Annotated in this window: 14 protein-coding genes and 1 rRNA gene (1 of these 15 running past the window's edge); 4 read left to right on the forward strand and 11 right to left on the reverse strand. The window is 39.8% G+C overall.

The genetic code is table 11. The features are described 5' to 3' along the window. Positions 1 to 258 precede the first annotated feature (258 nt). Positions 259 to 1,134, reverse strand: a complete 876-nt coding sequence (locus tag AC504W_RS07385; RefSeq protein WP_494877090.1) for an SDR family oxidoreductase — start codon at positions 1,132 to 1,134, stop codon at positions 259 to 261. A 218-nt stretch (positions 1,135 to 1,352) separates the two neighbouring features. Continuing rightward, positions 1,353 to 2,096 carry a tetratricopeptide repeat protein gene (locus AC504W_RS07390; protein ID WP_494877091.1) on the reverse strand — a complete coding sequence of 248 codons (744 nt, stop codon included), beginning with the start codon at positions 2,094 to 2,096 and terminating at the stop codon, positions 1,353 to 1,355. A gap of 954 nt (positions 2,097 to 3,050) precedes the next feature. Here AC504W_RS07390 and AC504W_RS07395 point away from each other — a divergent pair. The 3 genes from AC504W_RS07395 to AC504W_RS07405 all read left to right on the forward strand — a co-directional run bounded on the left by AC504W_RS07395 (position 3,051) and on the right by AC504W_RS07405 (position 6,098). After that, entirely contained in the window at positions 3,051 to 4,520 is a 1,470-nt protein-coding gene (locus tag AC504W_RS07395; protein WP_494877092.1) for an efflux RND transporter periplasmic adaptor subunit, read from the forward strand. Continuing rightward, a complete protein-coding gene (locus AC504W_RS07400) occupies positions 4,517 to 5,734 on the forward strand; it encodes an ABC transporter permease (protein ID WP_494877093.1) in 1,218 nt (405 codons plus the stop codon). The genes AC504W_RS07395 and AC504W_RS07400 overlap by 4 nt, the downstream gene beginning before the upstream one ends. A gap of 163 nt (positions 5,735 to 5,897) precedes the next feature. Beyond that, positions 5,898 to 6,098: a hypothetical protein gene (locus AC504W_RS07405; protein ID WP_494877094.1), complete on the forward strand. Its 201-nt coding sequence runs from the start codon at positions 5,898 to 5,900 to the stop codon at positions 6,096 to 6,098. Between the two features lie 156 nt (positions 6,099 to 6,254). On the opposite strand, the gene nifV is transcribed toward AC504W_RS07405, so the two are convergent. The 5 genes from nifV to lpdA form a co-directional block, all read right to left on the reverse strand. Further along, positions 6,255 to 7,370 carry a homocitrate synthase gene (gene nifV, locus AC504W_RS07410; RefSeq protein ID WP_494877096.1) on the reverse strand — a complete coding sequence of 372 codons (1,116 nt, stop codon included), beginning with the start codon at positions 7,368 to 7,370 and terminating at the stop codon, positions 6,255 to 6,257. Positions 7,371 to 7,629: 259 nt separating this feature from the next. After that, positions 7,630 to 8,139, reverse strand: a complete 510-nt coding sequence (locus AC504W_RS07415) for a phosphate-starvation-inducible PsiE family protein (protein ID WP_494877097.1) — start codon at positions 8,137 to 8,139, stop codon at positions 7,630 to 7,632. A 306-nt stretch (positions 8,140 to 8,445) separates the two neighbouring features. After that, positions 8,446 to 8,697: a DUF5340 domain-containing protein gene (locus tag AC504W_RS07420; RefSeq protein ID WP_096582546.1), complete on the reverse strand. Its 252-nt coding sequence runs from the start codon at positions 8,695 to 8,697 to the stop codon at positions 8,446 to 8,448. 204 nt (positions 8,698 to 8,901) lie between these two features. Beyond that, positions 8,902 to 9,798, reverse strand: coding sequence for an indole-3-glycerol phosphate synthase TrpC (trpC, locus tag AC504W_RS07425; protein ID WP_494877098.1), 897 nt, complete (start codon positions 9,796 to 9,798; stop codon positions 8,902 to 8,904). A gap of 109 nt (positions 9,799 to 9,907) precedes the next feature. Further along, a complete protein-coding gene (lpdA, locus tag AC504W_RS07430; protein WP_494877100.1) occupies positions 9,908 to 11,335 on the reverse strand; it encodes a dihydrolipoyl dehydrogenase in 1,428 nt (475 codons plus the stop codon). 597 nt (positions 11,336 to 11,932) lie between these two features. On the opposite strand from lpdA, the gene AC504W_RS07435 reads away from it, so the two are divergent. Next, positions 11,933 to 13,708, forward strand: a complete 1,776-nt coding sequence (locus AC504W_RS07435) for an SWIM zinc finger family protein (RefSeq protein ID WP_494879584.1) — start codon at positions 11,933 to 11,935, stop codon at positions 13,706 to 13,708. 288 nt (positions 13,709 to 13,996) lie between these two features. Here AC504W_RS07435 and AC504W_RS07440 read toward each other — a convergent pair whose 3' ends face one another. The 4 genes from AC504W_RS07440 to rrf all read right to left on the reverse strand — a co-directional run. Then, positions 13,997 to 14,281 carry a YiaA/YiaB family inner membrane protein gene (locus tag AC504W_RS07440; RefSeq protein ID WP_096582538.1) on the reverse strand — a complete coding sequence of 95 codons (285 nt, stop codon included), beginning with the start codon at positions 14,279 to 14,281 and terminating at the stop codon, positions 13,997 to 13,999. A gap of 185 nt (positions 14,282 to 14,466) precedes the next feature. Beyond that, complete coding sequence (locus AC504W_RS07445; RefSeq protein ID WP_494877104.1) at positions 14,467 to 16,095, reverse strand: DUF4335 domain-containing protein; 1,629 nt, start codon at positions 16,093 to 16,095, stop codon at positions 14,467 to 14,469. A gap of 25 nt (positions 16,096 to 16,120) precedes the next feature. Further along, positions 16,121 to 16,723 (reverse strand): DUF3038 domain-containing protein, encoded by a 603-nt coding sequence (locus AC504W_RS07450; protein WP_096582534.1) that lies wholly within the window; start codon positions 16,721 to 16,723, stop codon positions 16,121 to 16,123. 533 nt (positions 16,724 to 17,256) lie between these two features. Next, a 5S ribosomal RNA gene (gene rrf, locus AC504W_RS07455) occupies positions 17,257 to 17,259 on the reverse strand (it continues 115 nt past the right edge of the window).

Consider the following 17,259-nt stretch of genomic DNA (forward strand, 5'->3'; position numbering starts at 1 on the left):
TTGCCAGGATGAATAATTGATTAGCCTTTTGTTGTTCGTCTTAAGTAAGTAATCCCAAACTATTTCATGCTTTTCAATAATTTAGATTGTTGCAGACCCTTCAGAACGCAACCTCTTTCTAGAGAGATAAGTTGCAGCTATTGAAATAACAGCAAAATGGAGGATTTAAAAATTAAACACCTTGCTCAACTTTAATAATTCATTTATCCAAAGTATTGGAATCTCTAAAAATAATCTCGGAAAATTATATAAGATAACCTATTGATACTTAGCTATTATTGTTAATTCTTCTTTGATAGATAAAGGTTGATATCCTAAAGCAAAAGCTTGAGAACTATCTAAAGAAACATCTGCTGGTCTTGGTGCTGACATTTTTACATCTTTTTGGCGACAGCTTTTTATGCCTGTGGGTGGTAGTTTAAATACTTCCACCAATAACTGCCCAAAGTCATAGCGGGAAATCCGTTCTTTCCCTCCTAAGTGAATGATACCATTCACTTTTTGTAAGGCTAACAATAATCCTTTAGCCGCTGTTATCGCACTGGCTGGTGTGCGGTATTCATCAATAAATAAACTTAATTCTTTTTCTTCCTTTAAAGTTTGAATAAATGGTTGAATAAAGCTCTGTGCTGTGGGTGTCGCACTGCCAAATAATAAAGGCATCCGGCAGACTGCGGTCATAGGATATCGCTCTAACATACCCATCTCAGCCATGACTTTTTGCTCACCATAAATATTGATGGGGCATACTGGTGCAGCTTCATGATAAGGAGCAGTTAAACCATTGAAAACTTGATCAGTTGATGTAAACACGCAAGGAATCGAATAATCTGCACATAGTCCAGCTATATTGCAAGATGCCGTGACATTAATTAAGTGTGATTCTTGAGGATAAATTTGACAAAAATTTGGTTGTGAGTGGGCGGCTGTATGAATAACTGCGGCTGGATTAATATCGTTAAATAGTTGTTTTAATTCTTGAAAGTCTGTTAAATTGACTTTCAGTATTTTGATTCCCGGAATTTCTATAAAATGTGAGTTATAAGTACTATAAACTTCCCATTCTGGTTTTGCTAGTTGGCAAAGATGCCATCCTAAAAAACCACTGGCTCCGGTAATCAGTAATTTTTTCATATATTATTTTTGATCGCAGCGAGCAGAGCAACGCAGAGATTAGATTTAGTTAATCCAAATCATACCCTGTAACTTGCAGCAGAGTGTATAGTATTACTTATATAGCAGGGAATAGGCAACAGGAAATAGGCTGGAAAACTATTTATTGTCTATGTTTTAGATTATTTATTTTCCTCATCTATCTAGCAATTGCTAAAATTTATGGCTGTCACAAGCAGCTATTGAATTAATTTTTGAAATCTTGGATCACTACGCACTTTTTTAAAGTCTGGATCGGTTTTCGCTAATTGTTGGTATTTTCCTGGAACTAGGCGTGTGGCAGCTTTTAAGTTGGTAATTGCTAATTCTACTTTGTTTTGCAAGGCATAAGTACAAGCTCGATTGTAATAAATTTCTGGCTTGTCTGGCTTAATAGCGATCGCCTGATCATAAGATGCTAAAGCCTCTTGATAACGTTGCAGTTTTGTTAAGGCGATACCTCGGTTAATCCAGGCTTCTTGTTTGTTTGGTTTAATGGCGATCGCTCGATCATAAGCTAAAATTGCGGCTGCATAACTTTGTAATGATGCTAAAGCATTACCTCGGTTATACCAAGCTTCATCTTTATCCGCTTTGATAGCGATCGCTTGATCATAAGATGCTAATGCTTCTGTGTGTTTTTGCAGTTTTGTCAAAGCTATGCCTCTGTTAATCCAAGCATCTGCACTGTCTGGTTTAAAGGCGATCACTTTGTCATAAGCTACGATGGCTTCTGGATATTGTTGTGCATCTAATAATTTATTGCCTTGATGAAATAAATTTTCTGCCTTTTGACTCGTCTTTGCTTCTGTCAGCAACTGAGAAACATTAATTTCTTGTACCACTTGCTGGGTATTTTTTATTGATGATTGTGCTTTGCTATCGCAGCCAGAAGTGAAGCAAATAATCAAGCTAGAGGCAGCCAAGCAGCGCCAAAAGACCATGCTATACCTACAGAACTCTAAATTTGATGTTAAATCATTTTGATATTTATTAATAGTATCATAAAGGACTGTTGTTTTTTAATTAATCTGCTTATCTGGGTGATTACTCAGTTTTGCTGCTCATTAACCAGACTACATTAAATCCATGTTTATTCTTTGCGAGATAAGCTTTTTAGCCTAGATTTGGCTGAATGAATTTAGCTATGAGCCAAAAAACTATAGCATTTCTAATTATTTCAGCAATGACAATACAGAAGATCAGATCCCCGACTTATTAAAGAAGTCGGGGATCTTGTTGTTCATGAATAATTGATGACTACTATATATTAAATATCTGACAATAAATATAAAACTCTAAAATCGCATAAAATTAGTGTCTATAATTTGTTTAGGCTAATTCACAAAAAAAGATAAATAAAAAATTGATATTTCAAAAAATATCGTGTTAATAATATGTCCAAATTTTTTGGCAATTTTGGCAGATGTTTTAAAAATTAAACTTGACACACTAGCTGAGAAAAAGATATTTATGCCAATCATAAAAATATGTCAGTCGGCAATCTTTTTTAGATAATTAATTGAATATTTTGGCTAAATTTGATTAATAAAAATCTATCATTATTATGATCTTATTCCAGGGCAAAGGTATATAAATAGGTCTATAAACCAGCAAAAGCTAGTATGGTTAGCTTTTTCATCACTTTTTATGAGCTAGGTTCAATTTTTGCAGAAAGTGAAAATGTAGGCAAAGTATGAATCACAAATTACTATTGACTCAAGATCTCAGTTCACCCATTTAGGTGAAGGCAAGTAAAATTACTAAAGACTAATATTAAGGAACGTTAATTTATATCTTCCATAATTCTTCATAAATAAAAAATCCCCATAATTTTTAGTCTTATAGCTTGTATAGACCAACTCAAAAGCCCAAAAGTACTCGTTAGACCGTGATTTATGAACACCTACATAGAAGTTCCCGTTATTGGCAAAGTTTATCACCCATTCCGCTGGCTGATTGGGTTGATAGCCACGGGTGCTGTTGTGGTTGGTGTTACTACTACCGCCAACATAGTTAATCGATCAGCCGCTGAACAGGATATTACACAACTAACTGTGCCGGTAGAAGCTAAAAATGTGACTTTGAAAATTACTGCCAGTGGTAAGGTTGTACCTGTACAAAGTGTGAATATCAGTCCGAAAAATCCTGGGGTGCTGGCAGAATTATATGTAGAACAAGGCGATCGCGTAGAGCAAAATCAAATTATTGCCAGGATGGATGTAGGGGATTTACAAGCGCAAATTCTTCAGTATCGCGCTAATTTAGCCCAGTCCCAAGCCCAGTTAGATGAAGCCTTAGCAGGAACTCGTCCCCAAGAAATTACTCAAGCAAAGGCGCGGTTGTCTCAAGCCCAAGCACAATTAGCCCAAGCCCGTGCAGGTAATCGTCCCCAAGAAATTGCTCAAGCTCAAGCCCAAGTAGATGCAGCCCAAGCAAGGGTAAATTACACCGCAGAACAAGTTAAACGTTATCAATATCTTTATCAACAAGGCGCGGAGAAAAAGCAATTATTAGATCAAGCAGTCAGCGAAGATAAATCGGCTAAAGCGAATTTAGAAGAAGCTCGTCGTCGGCTGTCTTTAATGCAAAGTGGCTCACGCAGAGAAGAAATTGAGATGAAAGAAGCGGCTGTCACTGAAGCACAAGCCGCCTTAGTTTTATTAGAAAATGGTACACGCAAAGAAGAAATTGCCCAACGTCAAGCCGCAGTCAAAGCAGCGCAAGCTCAGTTAGCCGCAGCTGATGTCAAAATACAGGAGACTGTAATTCGCGCTCCCTTTGCAGGAATTATCACGCAGAAATATGCCAATATCGGTGCATTTGTCACACCAACTACCTCTGCTTCTTCAGATGCGTCGGCGACTTCTAGTTCAATTGTGGCTGTTGCTAAAGGTTTAGAAGTATTAGCAAAAATCCCCGAAGCAGATATTGGCAGAGTTAAACCAGGACAAGAAGTGGAAATTGTGGCTGATGCTTATCCTGATCAAGTATTTAAAGGTCGTGTCCGCTTGATTGCACCAGAAGCAGTACTAGAACAAGGTGTGACATCTTTTCAGGTGCGGGTAGCTTTAGATACAGGGACAGATAAACTCCGTTCTGGCTTAAATTTAGACTTGACTTTTTTAGGCGATCGCGTCAGCAATACTTTAGTATTACCAACCGTGGCCATAGTCACCGAAAAAGGTAAAACTGGTGTCCTTGTCCCCGATGCTAAAAATCAGCCCCAGTTTCGGGAAGTGACAACAGGAGCGCAAATTCAAGACCAAACTCAAGTTTTATCAGGAGTAGAAGTGGGCGATCGCGTGTTTGTTGACTTACCCAAGGACTATAAAATCAAGAAGGCGCAGGAAGAACAAAACCAATGAACTTCTTAGAAAGCGTACAAATGGCGGGGAAAACTCTGCTGTCGAATAAGCTGCGTAGCGCTCTCACCATGCTGGGTATCGTGATTGGTAACGCTTCGGTAATTGCCATGATTGGCATTGGGGAAGGTGGACAGAAATTTGTTTCTAATCAGTTAGAATCTCTAGGGCCGAATGTGTTGTTTGTCATTCCGGGGAATCAAGAAACCGAACGTATTTCTCGTGATGTCCCAAAAACTTTAGTCTTGGAAGATGCTACAGCGATCGCTACTCAAGTACCAACCATCGCCGAGGTGACGGCAGAGTTAAATAGCAGACAGGTAGTGACTTACGCTAACAAAAACACCGATGTCAATATTATCGGCACAACGCCCAGCTTTTTAAATGTGCGCGACTTTGAAACCGACAAAGGGCGGTTTTTTTCGGAAGTCGATATGAAACGCAGTAACCAAGTGGTAGTGCTGGGTGCAAAGTTAGCTCAAAGACTTTTTGGTAATAGTAACCCTGTGGGACAGCAGTTACGCATCAGCAATACCAGCTTTCGCGTGATTGGGGTGTTAGTTGGTAAAGGTTCCAACCTAGGCGTTGATTATGATGATGCGGCTTTGATCCCGGTAATTACAATGGCAAACCGCATTGTTGGGCGGACTTCTCCATTCGGATTAGAGTTAACTTACATCGTCGCCTCAGCAAAAAACGCCAATAGTGTAGATGCAGCAGTGTTTCAAATTACCAACTTGCTGCGCCAACGCCACAAAATCATCGGTGAAGATGACTTTACTATCCGCACCCAAAAAGATGCGTTGCAAACTGTTGGTCAAATCACAGGTGCATTAACAATTATGCTGGCGGCGATCGCTGGCATATCCTTATTTGTTGGCGGTATCGGTATCATGAATATTATGTTGGTTTCCGTCACCGAACGCACCCAAGAAATCGGACTGCGAAAAGCGATCGGCGCAACCGAACAAGATATCTTGTTACAGTTCATGATTGAAGCGATTATTGTTTCCGCCATTGGTGGTGTAGTCGGGACTGCTGTTGGGGTCAGCGGAATTATGATAGTCGCAACCTTAACACCATTAGAAGCAAGTATCTCGCCCATTACCATTGCTACCGCTGTGGGGATTTCCGGTGCGATTGGCTTATTTTTCGGTGTCGTTCCCGCCCGTCGTGCTGCTAAACTTGACCCAATTGTGGCATTACGAAGTGCTTAGTAGAGTAGATGACAGAGTAAAAAAATTTAGCAATAGCGATCGCTGCTTATAAAACAATACATTCAGATAAGCAGATTTTTTCTTGTCCTGTTGCCTGTTACCTACTATCTTGTGGCAATGTAGATATTAAGAACCGGAAAAAATTACAACACAGGAAATACTGATGAATCGTTCAAAAATAGTCGCTATTATTACAGGTGCAATTTCTATATTGCTGGCTATTGCTTATCTAATTATTGTCCAAATCCTCGATTATCGAGATATGCAGCCTGCTCCTATTAGTCAAATTAACTCAACACCACTAGTGATGACTGACACTACACAATACATTTCAGTTGATAAAATGCTAAGTTGGGTGGAGTGATATCCTCAGCGTAAGCCTTCTTGAAGATTAACCCAACAAAGCCGATATCTTGCACCAGCTACTTTATGACATAAAAGTCAGTTGGGCAATGCTTTGAATTCAGTCAAAGCCTAATTTTTATGTTGTGGACATTGCCTAACCTAGGTTGCTTGAGAATCACTGTGTATGTGCTACTAAAGATAACAGTTCTTGTGTTGTGAGACTGCGTTTTTTCTGCATTGATTCTTGCCTAACTGCATTTAACACAGATTGAGTTTCTTCATGATTCAGAATAATGCCATGTTGTTGCAGCAGATTAGATAATAAATGGCGACCAGAATGTTTACCAACAACTAAACGCCGTTCGTGGCCAATTTCTTCTGGGGCAAATGGTTCGTAGGTACGGGGGTTTTGTAACACTCCATGAGTATGAATACCTGATTCGTGGGCAAAGGTATTTTCTCCCACAATTGCCTTCCAAGGTGGTAAACCGTAACCCGATGCTGTGGCTACCAGTTGAGATATTTCTAATAAACGCCGCGTGTCTATATTTACATCCATCTTTGATAGATGTTTAAGCGCCATCACAACTTCTTCTAAAGCTGCATTTCCTGCCCTTTCACCTAACCCATTGACGGTAGTATTTACAGATAATGCACCAGCTTGTATGCCTGCTAGGGCATTGGCTGTTGCTAGACCAAAATCATTGTGAGTGTGCATTTCTACAGGTATGGACAAGGATGTGACCAATTTTTTTACCTTGTCGTAAGTTGTAAATGGGTCAAGAATGCCTACCGTATCACAAAAGCGGAACCTTGATGCACCCCATTCTTGGGCAGAAAGTATTGTATCTAAAAGAAATTGTTCATCAGCGCGGGAAGAATCTTCTCCTCCTACAGAGACAAACAATCCTTGATCTAGAGCAAAGCTCAGACTATCTTTGAGTTTTTGCAATACTAATTGCCATTGTCCCTGGAATTTTGCCCCAATTTGAATTGCAGAGACAGGAATAGATATATGCACTCGCTTTAAACCACAAGCGATAGAAGCTTGAATATCGGCAATAACCGCACGGTTCCAACCTAACAGATGAGCTTGCAAACCTAAATCAACAATTGATGAGATCGCTTGTTGTTCTGCTTCACCCATCGCCGCAATGCCAATTTCTATTTCTGTAACACCGATAGCATCAAGAAATTTGGCGATCGCGATTTTCTCATCTAAGTTAAAAGCAACACCTGCTGCCTGTTCGCCATCACGTAACGTTGTATCATTGATGACAACCTGATCCATTGCTGAAACTTCTCCAAAAAAAGAGATTTATCTTCTTAGCCTGAGCTTGAATAGGCATAAGGAGAATTTGACAAAGATTTCTTCAAAAGTAAAGGGGTCTCCAATGAATACATATATGGCTATTATGCAAGATTACTACATCTTGCAGTCACCAACAGATATCCTCTAATTCCTACTTACAAAGGGGTATTTCAGAACACTCAAATAACATTCATCCTACTTTCAATCTAATATCTGATTCAGCATTATAATTTTCTCCTTATATTTCATCCGCAGTTAAAGTTCTATCTGACAATATTTCTGTTGCTTCTGACAAAGTTTCATGATTGTGACTTGTACCATTTCCAAAAAAGCGAGACACTAACGGTAAAGCAATAAAAATGACAGCTAAAACTAATAAAAAGGTAGAAATTCCAAAAAGTTGATTTTGCTGTATTTCTAACACTCCGCGTAAAATTACTTCCCGTAATGCAGAAACTATCGTAATTTCAACTCCTGCTCCTACTGATATCTGCTGGGTTTGTAAGTAATCAATTAGTAGACGAAACAACTCAACAAGAATCAAAATAAACAAAATATCGGATGTGATTTCTCGTACATCTAAGGGATGCAAAAAGGACAAGAACATATCTTCTAGCCTAATTAGCATGACGCAGAATAAACCAACACACAGAGAGATAATAATAAAGTCTTGAAATCTTTCTAGGTTATTAACGATGCTTTCTCGCTGAAACCAACTGTTAACTTCTTTAATTACACGTTTTGGCATAATTTATTTCAAGGCATGAATTGACCTATTCATATCATAGGCAATTTAAAAATAAAAAAATCAATTAAAGCATTTATTTCTTGCGATTTCGTAACATAGATTAGAGCTATTTTGTAAGATTATTAACAGCATCAATATAAATTTTAAAAACGTATTTTTATTGACAATCAAACAAAAAATTTTTGATAAAATATATTTTAATATAAGATTTATAAATTATTTATGAATAATAAAATACCCGACTTCTTCAAGAAGTCGGGTATTTTATTATTTCAATTTTTATAAAATAATCGCAAAATATCCTCGTCAGTCAGGCACAACCACTTTCTCCGCAATATGATGATTGAGCGACCAACGGTGGTCAATAGCCACAGAAGTCACCTCACAAATTTCTTCTAGCCGTTTTTGCTGGACTGCTGCTTTGCGAAGAGTAATAATGAGTTGATTGACCTGATGTCGCAAATCGGGATTTTGATTGACGGCTAACAAGGTTTGTCTTTCTAAAAGTTGGAGTATCAATTCGTAGTGGATGGGTGACGGTAGAGGAATTTGCTCCATGTGGCTTAAATATTGCAGATGTATAATTTGTCTTATTTAGAGTTTATCTCTTGCCATGAATTGTTACACAAAAAACAAATATTTAGTTATGAAATCGGTGTATTTAACAGTGAAGTTTGAGAAAAGATAAGTGTAATTACATAAGCTAATACGCTTTATTTAATACAAAAAGTAGTTGCTCTGCTTTTACAGAGCAAGATAGCTTTAGATGGCATCATTCTTGGGTAAAATTTGGGCGATCGCTAATTCTGGATCGGGTTGTTTGATTAATGATTCGCCAATTAACACAGCGGTTGCACCTGCTTGTTCTACTAAACTCAAATCTTTAGGTGTATGTAAACCTGATTCACTGACAACTAAAATATTTCTTGCTTGTAATTGTTCACCCCTAGCTTGTAAAAGTTGACAGGTAGTCTGCAAATCTACGGTGAAATCTTCAAGATTGCGATTGTTAATGCCAACTAAAGAGACATCATCTAACGCCAATACGCGATCAAGTTCTTCTAGACTGTGGACTTCAATCAATGCTGCCATATTTAAGGCTTTAGCAATTTTGATGAAGTACTGTAAGTCTTGGTCACTTAAAATAGCCGCAATTAATAAAACAGCATCCGCACCCTGAATGCGGGCTAAATACATTTGGTAAGGATAGATAATAAAATCTTTACACAATAAGGGTAAATCGACGGCAGCACGTACCTTAGCTAAGTTGTCAAAGCTGCCTTGAAAAAATTTCACATCTGTCAAAACAGAAATACAACTAGCACCACCTTGCTGATAGGATTGGGCGATCGCTACAGGATCAAAATCCTCACGTAAAACGCCCTTACTTGGTGAAGCTTTTTTGACTTCAGCAATTAACGCTGGTTTGGTTTTACCTTGTTTGAGGGCGGCGATAAAATCTCGCGTTGGTGGTGCGGAGAGTGCTTGTTTTTGTAATTCAACCAAAGGCTGTTTTGCCCGCAGTTGGTCAACTTCAACTTCTTTTTGCCAGACAATTTCTTCCAAAATATTGTTAGGTTGTGCATCTGGTACAGCAACCTGATAGCGCAAGATGGATACATCTATAGCGGGGCTAGGTGAACGGCGACGGATTTGCATATTTGAGTGCTGAGTGCTGAGTAGTAAGTAAAAAGTAAAAAGTAAAAAGTAAAAAGGTAAAAGGAAAGATTGTTACTTTTTACCTTTTACCTTTTTACTTTTGCCTTTATTAGGCTACTGCCCGTTTATAGGCTTCATCTAGAACTTCCGAGAGGGTGGGGTGGGCGTGAACTAGATGGGCGAGGGTATGGACAGATTCACGTTTAGCAATGGCGGCTGAGGCTTCGTGAATTAAGTCGGAGGCGTGCATCCCAAAGATATGAACACCTAAAACTTCGCCTGTGTCTTGGCGATAGATTACCTTAGCGATACCGTCAGCTTCGTTTTCTGCCAACGCTTTGGAGTTACCTTTGAAGTAACTTCGACTAGTACCAACTGCAAAACCTTCTGTTTGTCCCAATTCCTTGGCGGCGGTTTCAGTTAAACCGACATAGCTAACTTCTGGGTGAGTGAAGGCGGCGGCGGGGATGCTGCGATAATCAACAGTCCGCGATCGCCCAACGATATTTTCTACCGCTACAATACCTTGAGCCGAAGCTGCATGAGCCAACATCATTTTGCCATTGGCATCACCAATTGCCCAAAGATGGGGGACAACTTCACCTGCACTCAATACTGCCATGCGATCGTCTACAGGAATAAAATTCCGCCTGTCTAATTCTACCCCTACAGATTCCAAACCCAGGTTTTGAGTGGCGGGGATGCGTCCTGTGGCTACTAAGCAAGCATCGACTTCGATGACTTCTAAATCTTCTTTGGTTTTGAAATCTGCGAGTTCAATTACTACCGGTGAACCGGGAATAACTTTTTTGGCGTAGATACCAACTTTGGTTTCAATATCGCGGGGGGTAATTAATACCCGTTCAGCGAGTTTGGCAATATCACGGTCAAACCCTGGCATTAATTGGTCTAGGGCTTCAATCATCGTGATTTCACAGCCCAAAGCTGAATATACATCCGAAAATTCTAAGCCGATGTAACCGCTACCAATAATTGCCACCCAAGGCGGTAGAGATTCTAGCTTGACACCTTGGTCACTAGTAAAGACCGTTTTGCCGTCAACTTCAATCCCCGGAGGGACAAAGGGAACTGAACCAGGAGAAAGAATAATATCCTTAGCAGTAATTGTTTTGTCACTGCCGTCTCCAGCGACAGTGATTTTCTGTGTCCCTGCGATTCTGCCCCAACCCCTGATAATATCTACGCCCAGACGCTTTAAGCTGTTAGTTAAATCGCCTTGAATTTTCGAGACTAAATTACCTGCATGATCGGCGATCGCTTGACGATCAAACTCCACATGACCAATTTGAATGCCCAGTGACTTGAGGTGATGGGCATTGCGTAACTCCCGCACACGTCCTGCTGCTGCCAGCAACGCCTTTGATGGAATACAGCCCCTGTTGACACAGGTGCCGCCCATGTCAGCTGCTTCGATAATCGCTGTTTTCAGACCGCAGCTTACCGCGTGTAGGGCTGCGCCATGTCCGCCTACACCAGCGCCAATAATTACTAAATCGTAATCAAATCCATGACTCACGTTAGTTTCCCCGTGTGCTTCGCCTATTTATTCTCAACTTGACTAGCTATCCTGACAACCCATTGAGAGTTGGGAACGGCTAAATCAACTATTATCATTCACGCTAACAAGCTAAGAGATAAATTTATTGACAATTTTAGTAAACATTATTCACTTATTGAATTTTATACTGATATGGCTAATTTTTTGGAGAAAGGTATAATAACTGATTCAGGTTGCCATACCAATTTGGCATTTTGGATTCACAATCTTTACCATTTAACAGTTCCAAAAATCTTGAACTGGAAAATTTATTACAAGTTGGTAGCAAAACTTCTTGTTTTGATTTTGGGAACTTGCTGGTACTTTCATCCATCAATACATTGGATAATTAAACTTAGATAATTAGTATTAGAAAATACTAGTAGTCAAAAGCAGAAATAAACTACTCTTGACGTAAATATTTTGTCTTTTGCTTTCTTGTACTAGTATCGTATTGTTGGAAATTTCAGTAACAGCCTGATGGTTACGACTGGGAATTCAAAATCGGTATCAGCCGAAAAGCCAACCTGGATCTAAAATTCATTTACGCATAGGATTTTCGTACGCGATCGCCCGATGTCTATTCCCAAAATCAGTGAATTTACCATCCGTCGTTATGCTAACGCCAAGTCTTACCAACGCGGTGAGGCTTATTTTGAGTCAGGGGCTGTGGATACCATCACTCGACGCGGTAATTTGTTACACGCAGAAGTTGATGGTAGTGAAGCTGAACCTTATCGTGTCAGCCTCAGTTTTGACGGTCATAGTTTAACCTCGGCAAATTGCACCTGTGCCTATAATTTTGACGGATGGTGTAAACACATTGTGGCAACTATGCTTGTTTGTGTGCGCCAGCCAGAAATTATTGAGCATCGTCCGACTTTAGAACAATTGCTAGATCGTCTAGATCATATTCAAACTCAAAGGCTAGTACAAGAATTAGTCGCCGAACATCCTCAACTAATCGATACAATTGATCGTCATGTGATCTGGATGACTAATCCTGCACCACAAGGAAAAAAGCTCAAATCTCTGCGCCAGCATCCCATTGATACAAATCCTGTGCGGCGGCAAGTACGGCAGATTATCCACGATGGTGTGCGCTATTTTGAGGATGGTTGCGAAGAAGACCCAATTGCCGAGGAATTACTGAGTTTAGTGCAATCTGCTGTAGATTTGACTGAACAAGGAGAAGGGAATAAAGCGATCGCAGTTTTAGAAGCAATTACTTCTACCTGTATCGAAAATTGGTATGAAGTAGCTGAGTATGGTGCTGACTATGATGAAATTGCCTGGGAATTGAATAATGCTTGGTGTGAAGCCATTCTGACTGCTGAACTGAGCGATGAAGAAAAAGTAGACATCCAGGTAAATTTGGAAGTCTGGCAAGATGAATGGGATGTTGATTTTGGTTTAAGTTTAGATGCTTTGCACCAAGGTTGGGATTACCCGCCCCTGGTAGAAGTTTTGCAAGGCAAAATTAGTGAAAGGGGCGTATGGGACGCAAAAATTCCCGATTATGCCGATGATTTAGCTTTAATTCGACTAAAAATTCTGGAACGGCAAGAACGTTATCAAGAATACTTATCTCTGGCGGAGGCGGAAGGGCAAACTCGGCAATATTTAACTATGCTAGGCAGACTCGGCAGAGTAGAAGAAGCCTTAGCAGTTGCCCAAACTGAGATGAACTCAATGGAAGAAGCCTTTGCTTTGGGCAAAACTCTGCAAGAACAAGGAGCATTACAACAAGCGTTACACATTGCTCAAATTGGCTTGCATTTAAAGGGAAATTGTCAATATGATTTGGGTCTTTGGACAAGTGATTTAGCCCAAAAGTTGGGAGATCAAATCACAGCTTTGGAAGCAAAAAAACTGGCTTTTCAGGCACACCCTTCTTTAGAAGAATATCAAAATATCCAAAATTTAGCTGGGGATGAATGGGAAAGGGTCAAACCTGATTTGTTAAAAACTCTTCGTGTCTATAGTGGTTGGGAAACTGCCCCAATTAAGGTGGATATTTTTTTACATGAAGGATTAGTTGATGAGGCGATCGCGATCGCTAATGAACTTAATATCTATCACTCTGATATTATTCATCGTGTGATGGATGCGGCTATTCCTCATCGTCCTGAGTGGGTGATTACTCATGCTTGTCGCCATGCCGAAGCAATTATGGATGCAGGTAAAGCAGAATATTATGATGCCGCAGTTGATTGGCTAAAAAAGGCCCGCGCTGCTTACTTAGCATCAGATCGACAAACTGAATGGTCAAATTATCACAACAAATTAATGGCAATCCACGCCCGCAAACGCAAGTTGATGGGAATGTTGCACGGAAGAGATATGGAGTAATATCAGGTTCGGATAAGTACTTATAATAAGGGTGTAACAGTTGCATTCCCTCTATCTCAACTTGATATAACCTCAACTAAATTGCGTCCACTAAAATGAGAAACTATATATATTTCTCTTCTGTCACTTTTGCCAGAGGAAAACATAAAATTCTGGTAACACAAAAGTTTTAGGATAAAGCGATAGTAATGTTTATCATACTAAAAAATAAATTCACATATCTTAGCCTAGTCTAAGTTTTCAACCTTGTTTTTGATTTTTTTCGGGAGTGTCAGAAGAGAGGTATGCTCATTTTAAATTTAAAGTATCGTGTTGTGAAAGTAATTTTTCTACTTTTGCCTCATCAATTCTTGCAGTTAATCTTTTAGCTTCATGTAAATCTCTGGTGGTTTTGGCCAATGTAAAAGTTGAACCAACAGAAAAAGCTAAACCCATACCCATAAAACCTTTAATCCAGCTATCAACAGGCAAATTAACAATACCAAAGGTGGTCATAGAAATAGAAATTATGAAAGCAGCCCATGTTTGAATAATCCAAGCTGCACTATCTTTTGGTGAACCTAGTGGTTGCATATTCTCGACCTTTGCTTTTAGCGATTTATAGCAATCGTATTGATTTGCATACTTAATGGCAATAATAGAATTACCACTTTGCTAACTGGACTGTAAAACTTTCCATAAAAAGTCCAGAAACAAAAGAATAACTGGTACAAAACTATGTACCAGTTAGATAAATGGCATGAACTTGTTAGATTTAATTACTCAGATTCTGAAAATGTTTTTACTTTACCATCAGGACTGAAAACAACCCGAATTCTGATATTTTGACCAGATTTATTACCAGAAACAAAAGGCTTCCCAATAGCAGGTATTCCTGTGTTGTCAATAAATTCTCTTGCAGGCTTATTCAGCGGTAAAATCCGCGCAATAGAACCATCAACATCCACAGTTAAGCTGTATTCTAATGTTTGGGTTAATCCAGATGGTGGTTGCCAACGTTTCTGAAAGAAACTTCGGGCTTCTGCTATTTGGGTTGTATCAAATATTGTGCTGTTAGTAGCTATATTGGAGGGTGTAGAAGTTTTAGGATCATCCCCCAATCTATCAATAAATGGGTTACTATCAGCGGCTGAAGACGGGAGAGAAGAATTGATTTTCTCTCCTAATTGTTGGTTTGTTGGTGAGTACCCTTGAGGAAAATTGTTACTGCGGCTTTCATTTGGCAGAGTCGCTAGAGGCGGTGGAACTGCTGGAATGCTGCTAGTAGATGATAAATTATCCGTCCCAGATAAACGAGATGGGAGACTCCGCCTTTGAGGTAAAGTAATTTCACCCTTAGTAATTGGTTGTGCAGGGTTCAGATTAAGATTTGGATTCAGCGCAATTTGTTGACCAGAAATTTTTGTAGATGGGGTAGTTGATAGATTATTCTTGGCACTAATTGTTGTCTGAGGTACGTTCAAAACATTTTTTGAAGATGTTGACGGTAAACCCAAAGATGTTTGGGAGTTAGCAGAAATATTAGCCCCAGGAGATAGAACAGGTTGTGTCGGTAAACGGGAAGTCGGGAGAGGAAGAGTCGATTCGATAGGTGGTAGCAATGGCAAATTATCGGAAGGTGTTAGTCCCGGTAACGGTGTATTCAAGTTAGCTGATGGTGAAGGTGCTAAAGCCACATCAGACTCTGTGGAAGTATTTTTATTGGCTGTTGTTGGTTGATTTTGCCGATAATTATTGGCGTATTGTAAAGTTATTGGCAATAAACCGACACTTAAAACCAAAACTGCGGCTACAGATGCCCAAGCCGGGAAGCGCACAACAGAACTGGTATTATTCAAAGCAGGTAAAGCCATGACATCGGCGGAATATTCATCCAAGGCTGAGGCTAAATCAAAAAGCTGCAACAGACTTAATTGAATGAATGAGCTAGATGCTTGACTGGCGAGAGAACCAAGATGCAGCTTGTGAGTTAAAGAACTGCTTGGTTCTAGGTATATTTTGGTTCTGGGTATATCTGATGTGAAAGATTTTAAAGTTTGTGTTGATAGGGAAGATTGGTGAACATCCCCCAACTCTGAATTATCAGATGTTTTAGTTGAGTCTTGGGGAGCAGAAAAACTCATCCCAAAGCTTTCTGGGGACTGTTGGAGAAATCCTTGCACATAGGTGGTGACGGCATCACACAAAGCTTCGAGTTGGTCGCGATCGCCCCGAATTACAACCCTGCGTTCTTCTGGTAGTCGTGGATCGTCAATGCGTAACTCAAAGCTGAGTTGCTTAATGACACTTTTCCCCATCCAATGGGACAAAGGAGAGCTTTGTGCCAATACTTCTAGTGTGCAAGTGGGGGGTGTGTAGCGACGAATGACAGAATTTGATACAGGCATGGCAGAAACTGGGAAGGAGACGTTTTCAATATTTTGCGGAGTCGATGAGTGCGAGCCAGAGACGGCGGTGTCCACCAGGAGCGCTGTAGAATAACAAGTCTACAAGCAGCTTAAGTGCTAGGTGGGTTAGTAATTCCGTTGAGATTTGGTCATCCTCTTCCATCCGCTCTTGGTAAGTATTGCAAAAAGCATCAATATAATCTCCAAGTAAAGCAGCCTGATGAGGTTCCCGGTTGTTTTCCGCCATTTGCTCTAGTAACCCAACAGCACGGCGAATTAATTCTTGGTGCTGTTTGGCGAGATAGCAGATGATTAAAACAAGCGATCGTGCTTCTTCAACATCTAGCTTTTTTCGCCCTCCTTGACCTTTGCGTAGAGGATTAGATTGTCGTAATCGCCATAAAGCTACGCGGTCTGGCACTCTTGACTCTAAATTTAGATTAACTGCCGCTGAGAGCATTGCTTCAGAACCAATCCCAGTTAAGCTTTCTAGCGCCAACAGTACCAAATCCAACTGAGTTTTTATATTGTCCCATTGAACTGTATTTAAGGTTGGAAGCTTGATTAAGTCCTCCCATTGGGAATTGGGTGTGGCTGGGTCTGCGGCCGAGTGCATAACTTTTAGCATAGGTGATCTGGCTGGTAGGGGCTGGTGCTGTTACCTATTTTGAAACCAGACTCTCAAGGATAAGAGTTGGTTTCCTATAATTAAATTTGACTACAAGTTACTCCTAGCTTGCTTGTCTAATTTTGGTAAACAGTAGTTGTCACTGTCTTACTCTACAAGATGAAAATTTATTTTCCATACACTTAGTAGATTAGAAAATTATCTACCCTAGTAAAAATCTTCACAGCTTAACCGTTGCTTCAGGCTGAAGTATAAATCAACATAAATATAAAATTCGAGGAGAATACTGTAGCTACCTTTTTCCAACTGGGGAATTTCTCCGAAGTTTGAACGAACTGGGTCGAGTACCAAGTACAGCTACAATTTTCCTAATAGCCTGGTCAAACTTATCTAAGAGCAAATTGTCTAATAGCTTTGGGCAAGGTGATAAATCTTATTGAGAATACTTTACCTACTTATTCCCTGAGAATCAAATGTGTATAAAACAAATAACCCCTTTCTTACAAGAAAGGGGTTATTTGTTTGAGTATAGAACC

Source organism: Nostoc sp. C96 (assembly GCF_059384975.1).

Excerpts from the sequence above, each read along its gene's own strand:
- AC504W_RS07385 (WP_494877090.1), bottom strand. The coding sequence starts at position 1,134 with ATGAAAAAATTACTGATTACCGGAGCCAGTGGTTTTTTAGGATGGCAT.
- AC504W_RS07390 (WP_494877091.1), bottom strand. The coding sequence starts at position 2,096 with ATGGTCTTTTGGCGCTGCTTGGCTGCCTCTAGCTTGATTATTTGCTTC.
- AC504W_RS07395 (WP_494877092.1), top strand. The coding sequence starts at position 3,051 with ATGAACACCTACATAGAAGTTCCCGTTATTGGCAAAGTTTATCACCCA.
- AC504W_RS07400 (WP_494877093.1), top strand. The coding sequence starts at position 4,517 with ATGAACTTCTTAGAAAGCGTACAAATGGCGGGGAAAACTCTGCTGTCG.
- AC504W_RS07405 (WP_494877094.1), top strand. The coding sequence starts at position 5,898 with ATGAATCGTTCAAAAATAGTCGCTATTATTACAGGTGCAATTTCTATA.
- nifV (WP_494877096.1), bottom strand. The coding sequence starts at position 7,370 with ATGGATCAGGTTGTCATCAATGATACAACGTTACGTGATGGCGAACAG.
- AC504W_RS07415 (WP_494877097.1), bottom strand. The coding sequence starts at position 8,139 with ATGCCAAAACGTGTAATTAAAGAAGTTAACAGTTGGTTTCAGCGAGAA.
- AC504W_RS07420 (WP_096582546.1), bottom strand. The coding sequence starts at position 8,697 with ATGGAGCAAATTCCTCTACCGTCACCCATCCACTACGAATTGATACTC.
- trpC (WP_494877098.1), bottom strand. The coding sequence starts at position 9,798 with ATGCAAATCCGTCGCCGTTCACCTAGCCCCGCTATAGATGTATCCATC.
- AC504W_RS07435 (WP_494879584.1), top strand. The coding sequence starts at position 11,933 with ATGTCTATTCCCAAAATCAGTGAATTTACCATCCGTCGTTATGCTAAC.
- AC504W_RS07440 (WP_096582538.1), bottom strand. The coding sequence starts at position 14,281 with ATGCAACCACTAGGTTCACCAAAAGATAGTGCAGCTTGGATTATTCAA.
- AC504W_RS07445 (WP_494877104.1), bottom strand. The coding sequence starts at position 16,095 with ATGCCTGTATCAAATTCTGTCATTCGTCGCTACACACCCCCCACTTGC.
- AC504W_RS07450 (WP_096582534.1), bottom strand. The coding sequence starts at position 16,723 with ATGCTAAAAGTTATGCACTCGGCCGCAGACCCAGCCACACCCAATTCC.